The organism is Luteolibacter pohnpeiensis (assembly GCF_016595435.1).
Classification (GTDB): domain Bacteria; phylum Verrucomicrobiota; class Verrucomicrobiia; order Verrucomicrobiales; family Akkermansiaceae; genus Luteolibacter; species Luteolibacter pohnpeiensis.
Genome location: NZ_JAENIJ010000067.1, coordinates 1 through 6,279, shown reverse-complemented (window position 1 = coordinate 6,279; position 6,279 = coordinate 1). Strand labels below are relative to the sequence as shown.

The 6,279-nt window shown below is 55.3% G+C and carries 9 protein-coding genes; all 9 read left to right on the top strand.

Going from position 1 to position 6,279, the window contains the following annotated elements; translation table 11 throughout:
• Window positions 1–237 (top strand): hypothetical protein (locus JIN85_RS19555; RefSeq protein WP_200274019.1); only part of this gene is annotated, 237 nt, incomplete at its 5' end.
• Window positions 234–944, top strand: a complete 711-nt coding sequence (locus JIN85_RS19550; protein ID WP_200274017.1) for an ATP-binding protein — start codon at window positions 234–236, stop codon at window positions 942–944. The genes JIN85_RS19555 and JIN85_RS19550, both read left to right, overlap by 4 nt.
• 49 nt (window positions 945–993) lie before the next feature.
• Window positions 994–1,485, top strand: a complete 492-nt coding sequence (locus tag JIN85_RS19545; protein WP_200274015.1) for a hypothetical protein — start codon at window positions 994–996, stop codon at window positions 1,483–1,485.
• Window positions 1,486–1,555: 70 nt separating this feature from the next.
• Window positions 1,556–2,092, top strand: coding sequence for a 3'-5' exonuclease (locus JIN85_RS19540; RefSeq protein ID WP_200274013.1), 537 nt, complete (start codon window positions 1,556–1,558; stop codon window positions 2,090–2,092).
• A 211-nt stretch (window positions 2,093–2,303) separates the two neighbouring features.
• Window positions 2,304–2,798: a ferritin-like domain-containing protein gene (locus tag JIN85_RS19535; protein ID WP_200274010.1), complete on the top strand. Its 495-nt coding sequence runs from the start codon at window positions 2,304–2,306 to the stop codon at window positions 2,796–2,798.
• 129 nt (window positions 2,799–2,927) lie between these two features.
• The gene (locus JIN85_RS19530; RefSeq protein ID WP_200274008.1) at window positions 2,928–3,569 is read left to right on the top strand and encodes a ParB/Srx family N-terminal domain-containing protein; all 642 of its coding nucleotides are present in this window, start codon (window positions 2,928–2,930) and stop codon (window positions 3,567–3,569) included.
• Window positions 3,559–4,983: a methyltransferase domain-containing protein gene (locus JIN85_RS19525; RefSeq protein ID WP_200274006.1), complete on the top strand. Its 1,425-nt coding sequence runs from the start codon at window positions 3,559–3,561 to the stop codon at window positions 4,981–4,983. Before JIN85_RS19530 ends, JIN85_RS19525 begins: the two co-directional genes overlap by 11 nt.
• Window positions 4,980–5,387, top strand: coding sequence for a hypothetical protein (locus JIN85_RS19520; RefSeq protein ID WP_200274004.1), 408 nt, complete (start codon window positions 4,980–4,982; stop codon window positions 5,385–5,387). The genes JIN85_RS19525 and JIN85_RS19520 overlap by 4 nt, the downstream gene beginning before the upstream one ends.
• A 695-nt stretch (window positions 5,388–6,082) precedes the next feature.
• On the top strand, window positions 6,083–6,279 hold a 197-nt coding region (locus tag JIN85_RS19515), incomplete at its 3' end, for a terminase small subunit-like protein (RefSeq protein ID WP_200274002.1).

Below are 6,279 nucleotides of genomic sequence, written 5' to 3'. Positions count from 1 at the left end.
AAATCAGCAGCGGCGACCATCGGCGTCACGGCGGAGCTCGCCGACGAATGGTGGCATGCCCGTGAAGCAACCGACTGGATCAAAGGCACAGGAGGTGGCGGCAACATCCACGTCGGCAGCAACTGGCAAGCAGATCTGAAGACCTACGCCAGCCGCATGGCGACGAGTAGCGACAAAGGGCGAGGCTCCAAACGTGGAGGATTTGCCGGAATTCAGGAGGACATCAGCATGCCATGAAGCGAAATCAAAATGTCCATACCCCTGAAGAGTTCACGGAGCAAATCGGCCGATCCCTGGATGCCCTGATCGCGGCAGCGCCAGATGGACCGGAGGAACCTGAAGCAACTCAAGAGGAGATCACCGCAGTGAAGCAGTGCCATGGTTGGGGAGCCAGGTATTGCCCGTCACACCAGAATCTTCACGGAGCTGAATGGCTTCGCACCTTTGATGAAGCTCGGGGTGCAGTAGCCAAAGGCGGCATCGTTGTCTTCGTCGGGAATCGAGGTCCTGGCAAGACTCAGATGGCGGCGGAGATCGCTCGTGGCTGTCAGTATCCGCATGACGCGGCAGAGTGGAATGGAGTCCGGCCAGTCGCAAACAGGACGGCGCTTTACCGCAGAGCGATCGACATCTTCCTTGATCTCCGTGACGCGAACCGAAGCGGCAGCAAGACGAGCGAGAAGCAGGTGTTAGAAAACCTGGCACGGGTCGGGTTGCTGGTGATCGACGAATTTCAGGACCGTGGAGAAAGCGACTGGGAAAACCGCATGGTCACAAACCTGATCGACAAGCGATACGCGGCAGAGCGTCCGACGATTCTGATCGCAAACTACACGCGTGCGGAGATGGCGAAAGCGATCAGTGCCTCGGTGCGCGACCGCATGCACGAAAACGGCAAGAGCTTTGAGTTCAACTGGCCGAGCTACAGGCGGGTGCTGCTGTGATCTCAGCAGGGAAAGACGAAATTTTATATCACCTCCAAAATTTTAAAAAATGAACGACGAGAAGACTGAAGAAGATTCAGATGGCACACTTTTAGTGCATGAGGAAAAAGAAATTTCATTCGCTCAAACCCTTATAAACATTAAGGAAGAGCGCCTTTATAGTGTTCCAGAAATGCAATTGATTTTGTGCCATGTGCCACGCAGGACGATTTACAACTGGCTGAGTGGGGACGTGATTCCAGAGCCAGAAAAACAGCAATGGGCAATCGAACGGTTATCCGACCCGAGGAACCCACCGAGTGAGCGGGTGCAGAATGATATGTTCCGCCTTCACAACCTCACCTGGGACAAATCCAAGGAGCAATGGAAGCTCAGGATCACCTTTAACATCGGCACCAAGGTTGTTGGAAAGCGGGAATCCATCCCGTTACCAACCCGCGATCCGGACATGGCGATCTTTGGCCGCTCAGTCGCTCTGGCGATGGCGAAGAAGCTCAAGCTGAAAGTCGACTGCCGGAAGCAGAAGCGAGCGAAAACCTAATGACAGCTCTACCCGAGCCGACCTTGCATGATCGCCTATCAGATGGTTTCTTGCCAAAGGCACCCAATTCATGAGCGATACCGTAAATCCAACCCGCGTCATGGTCGACATCGAGACCATGGGAAACACTCCTGGCTCCATTATCCTGACGCTTGGCGCGGTGAAATTCGATTCGAGCGGAATCACTGACACCTTTTACCGGCGGATTGACCCGGAAAGCTGCGAGCGATTTGGCCTGAAGCCGGATGTATCGACGATTCTCTGGTGGTTCAAACAACCAGACGAAGCGCGTCTGGAGATCACATACCCCGGTGTTGAGCTTTCCCAGGCACTCACGGAGTTTGGCGAGTGGCTTGGTGATCCGATGGTTGAGATTTGGGGAAACGGCGCGTCATTCGACAATACGGTGCTCGCTGCGGCCTACCGAGCTTGCGAGATTCCATTGCCTTGGAGATACAGCCGGGATCGCTGCTATCGCACCATGAAGGCCATGCACCCTGAGGTTGCTGTTCCTGATCGGGTGGGCACTCATCATAATGCACTGGATGACGCGATGAACCAAGCGCTCCACTTGATCGAGATCTTCAAAAAGCTCTCGTTAGAATAACGAGCACTCTGCTGTCACCTGGTTGATCGGGGCTGTATTCAGAGCTGCCAGAGTAAACTATCGATCGCGCTTTTTGCAGTGGGGCAAATTGCATAAATCAAATTGGGCAACTTACTGACAGGCAGTGATCTTAGTAACTGCCTTGAAAATCGGTCTCAATAACTTGGCAGCGTTCCTGCGATTGGATTGGTGACACAACACCTACCATCCTATGGCCAAACTCAAAAATACCAGAGACCTCCTCATTCACAGTCTGAAGGACCTTTACAGTGCGGAAACCCAGCTTGTGAAGGCGCTGCCAAAGATGTCGAAGGCGGCAAGCAATCAAGAACTCGCAGAGGGCTTCATGACCCATTTGGAAGAGACCAAAGGTCACGTAGCACGCCTGGAAGAAATTGCCGAATTGTTAGATATGACTCCCCGCGGAGTCAGCTGCAAAGCGATGAAGGGGCTGGTTGAGGAGGGGGAAGAAACAATCGAAGAGGAAGCCGAACCTTCCATCAAGGATCTGGCATTGATCACAGCGGCCCAAAAGGTCGAGCACTATGAAATTTCCGGGTATGGCTCTGCGAGTGCGCTCGCAGAAGCACTTGGAGAAACGGCAGTCGTTGAGTTGCTGCAGGCAACTTTAAGCGAAGAGAGCGACACCGATGACAAGTTGACGAATCTTGCGCTGAAGCTGATTGCAGATGCGCCTGCCGAATAATAGCGTGGGGGCGCTATGGAAAGTCACGGGTGGGTTTCCCCCCCCGTGGCTTTTTCTTTATTGGCGGAGGTCGAGATTGGGACCACTGGCGCTCGTTGCCGGTCCCGGTAGTTCGAAGAATTCTCCGACATGGAGAGTTCAAAAGAACAGTTTTCGCCGGAAGTAAAATGCAGCCACAAGGAGTTGCGCGATCCCTCATCGCTCACGCCGCATCCGCGCAACCCGAACAGGCACGGGCAGAAGCAGATTGAAATGCTGGCCCGGATCATTCGGCATCAGGGGTGGCGAAATCCGATCGTCGTTTCGGCGCGGAGTGGGTTTGTGATCGCAGGACATGGGAGGCTTGAGGCGGCGTTGCTGCTCGGTCTCGCGCAAGTGCCAGTGGACGTGCAGCAGTTTGCGAGCGAAGCCGACGAATGGGCGCACTTGGTGGCCGACAACCGGATTGCCGAGCTGGCCGATATGGACAAGGACGGGCTGGGGGACTTGCTGCGAGATTTGGGGGGCGTGGACGACTTTGACCTCGAGCTGACCGGCTTTGACGCCTCGGAGCTAGACCAGATGCTTTCCGATGAAACCCAGGCGGATGACATCGCGGAAGACGAGGACGCTTCAGAAAATGCCTGCCTGCTGAAGTTTGACGGGCTGTCGATCCCGGTGACTGAAGCGGAGCGGGTGGCACTTCGTCGCCAGATTGATCAACACGCGGAAGCGACCGGCTCCTACTTTGGATTCGTTCGCCAACTCCTGGCCCTCGAAGATGATGTTTGAGGCAAGCTATCCCATCGATCGGCTCAAACCGGCGTCTTACAACCCGAGGCGGATCAGTGAAACCGAGTTTTCGAAGCTACGCGAAAGCATCCGTGCGCTTGGTGCGGTCAAACCGGTGATCGTTTCGCAAGGCACCATCATCGCCGGGCACCAACGCACCAAAGCGATGCGAGCCGAAGGACTCGAGAATACGGCGGTGCATCTGTTAGGCCCGGTTTCGGTGACCGAGGAAATCCGCTTCAACCAGATCCACAACGGATCCGACCTGGACGAATCGGACGAACTGAAGGTGCGCGTGCCTGCCATGGATTGCGGTTGGCAGATCGTGCCGGCACGGGAGATCCGGGTTGGAAATCCTCTGGCTCGCGGGGCTGTTCGAAGGAAAGAAATCCTGCGCTTGCTCGCGAAACATGGACCGTGGGGCGGGGCAGTTGCTTTGCCGGATGGTCGGGTGATTTCCTCGGCGGACTATGCCGCGTGCTGTCAGCAGCTGGGCATGCCGCTGCATCTGATGGTGATCGGCGCCGACCTCGAGGACGTGGCGAAGCGCTACCTTTCCGCGTCCTACGGCGTCTATTCTTACGACCATTTACCGCGCACGACCTGGGCGCAGGCATTGGCGCAAATGAACCGGCTGAATGGCGGGGGAAACCGCGAACTGCGAAGCCGGACCTACGAGCACGCGGTGCTGCCGCATGTGACGAAGAAGGAGAGGATCCTCGACTTTGGCGCGGGCAAGCTGGCCTACGTGAAGCGCCTGAGCGCGGCGGGTTATCAGATCCGCGGTCTTGAGTTTTACCTGCAACGCAATGGCAAGATCGCGTTCGGGGAGGTGCAACGCCACATCGATCGAGTGCTCGAGGATTTACGGACTCACGGACCTTACGACGTGGTGGTGTGTGACTCGGTGCTCAACAGTGTGGACTCGGTAGCTGCCGAGGAAGCGGTTCTGCTCACGCTGTCCGCGCTGTGCCGGAAAGGCGGCAAGGTGATCTTCAGCGGGCGCAGTCTGGATTCGGAGCTGACCCGGCTGAACAACAAGACGTGCGTTGAGAAAACCCACACGCGACGCCAGGTGAACTTCCTCGATGGTGAACGAATCTCGGCGATCTATTCGCGGGGCGTTTGGCGCTATCAGAAGTTTCATGGAATCGAGCACATCCGGGAATTGACCGAACGCTTCATCGGAAAGCGCTACGAGATCCGCGATGCAGAAGGACGTGAGCTGAAGAGTGGCCCAATCCGGACCACGGGCTGGTCGGTAGTGGCAATCAACGAGCGGCCATCATCGGCTGAAGATCTCGAGAAGGGGCTGAGGTTTGAGTTCAACCTGCCGTTACCCGGTGGCAAGCGCTACGGGCGCGGCGACGACATTGTGGCAGCCGTTCCATGGCTGAGAGGAGAAGACGCATGAGCACGGGACGACCAAAGATGGAATTCGATCTGAGCGAGGTTGAAAAGCTGGGGATGCTGGGAGCGACGGCAGCGGAGATGGCGGCGTGGTTTGGCTGCGCGACGCGGACGATTGAGAGGCGGATGTCGCGCAAGGATGGGGAGTTTTGTCGGTCCTATGAAAAGGGCTTCGGGCGACTGAAGATTTCCCTGCGTCGTCAACAGATCGAATCGGCGAAAGGCGGCAACGTCTCGATGCTGATCTGGCTCGGCAAGCAATTGCTGGATCAAGCGGACAAGCGAGAGGTGAAGGAAGAGGCGACGGTCACGGAGAAGGCGGCACCGCTCACGCTGAGTCCGGAGGATGAGGAGTTTTTACACAGGAAGCGTCTATTATTCGAAGGTCGGAAAAATAACCAAATCTGACACTTGCGCAGCAGCTGTATGCTAGTAGCTTCTAGAACCTCCAACTGGGTTGTGTTTCAATTGATTATGAATTGAAATGCGCTCTTATGCTTGCCTCAGGGGGAACGCATATCGTGTCTATCAAAAGTTGTTTGGAGGTCGAAGGTCTCTCTCTGAAATAGGGGGAGACCTTCAAATTTGAGCGCATCCTGCGATTGTAAAATCATCTTGATCACATAGGCAATATTCAGTTGCATGAGGAATAGAAACATCATTGGAGTATTCCACATGCCCCCAAACGGAGCTTGAGCAAATGGCTTCTCATTAGGTGCTCACGAAGCGCCAAGACTATTTTTTTGCTTCTACAAAATTAAGATCTCCCCCCAAAAAAAGCCTCTCTCCCGTGCATGGGGGAGGGGCCGATTTATAGAAAGAGCCGGACTTGTAACTGTCTGAGCCTTTTTGATTGAAATGTTGGATTTTAAACTCTAGTATCTTTGGCTATCAGTCATCATTGGTGGCTGTCGAAACACCTGGATTTCAACTTGTCCGGGTGAATGGTAATCAGCATCCGGGGGGAGGCTAGTTGCATTCACTTAGACGACTGAAGTTCGCCCTTAAGCGCCTCTCTTCCTTTTTGGGAGAGGGGCCGTTTGCTTTTCAGGGACCACTGCCTCGCCTCGCCACGGCCTCGCGCGCGCGAATCATCGGAGCCGATGAAGCCGAAACGAGATAAGAAGCCGAAGAAATCTAAACGTGCCCAAACCAATGCCTCCAAGAACGGACGGCCAACAAAGCGAGTGGATGAGGTGATCGATAGAGTGCTCGAAGGCTTGTCGATGGGGACGCCTCTCACCCTGATTTGCGCTGAGGAAGGGATGCCTTCGCCGAAGACGATTTACAATTGGATGGC

Coding starts and splice junctions, on each gene's coding strand:
- JIN85_RS19540 (WP_200274013.1), top strand. CDS start 1,556: ATGAGCGATACCGTAAATCCAACCCGCGTCATGGTCGACATCGAGACC.
- JIN85_RS19535 (WP_200274010.1), top strand. CDS start 2,304: ATGGCCAAACTCAAAAATACCAGAGACCTCCTCATTCACAGTCTGAAG.
- JIN85_RS19530 (WP_200274008.1), top strand. CDS start 2,928: ATGGAGAGTTCAAAAGAACAGTTTTCGCCGGAAGTAAAATGCAGCCAC.
- JIN85_RS19550 (WP_200274017.1), top strand. CDS start 234: ATGAAGCGAAATCAAAATGTCCATACCCCTGAAGAGTTCACGGAGCAA.
- JIN85_RS19520 (WP_200274004.1), top strand. CDS start 4,980: ATGAGCACGGGACGACCAAAGATGGAATTCGATCTGAGCGAGGTTGAA.
- JIN85_RS19545 (WP_200274015.1), top strand. CDS start 994: ATGAACGACGAGAAGACTGAAGAAGATTCAGATGGCACACTTTTAGTG.
- JIN85_RS19525 (WP_200274006.1), top strand. CDS start 3,559: ATGATGTTTGAGGCAAGCTATCCCATCGATCGGCTCAAACCGGCGTCT.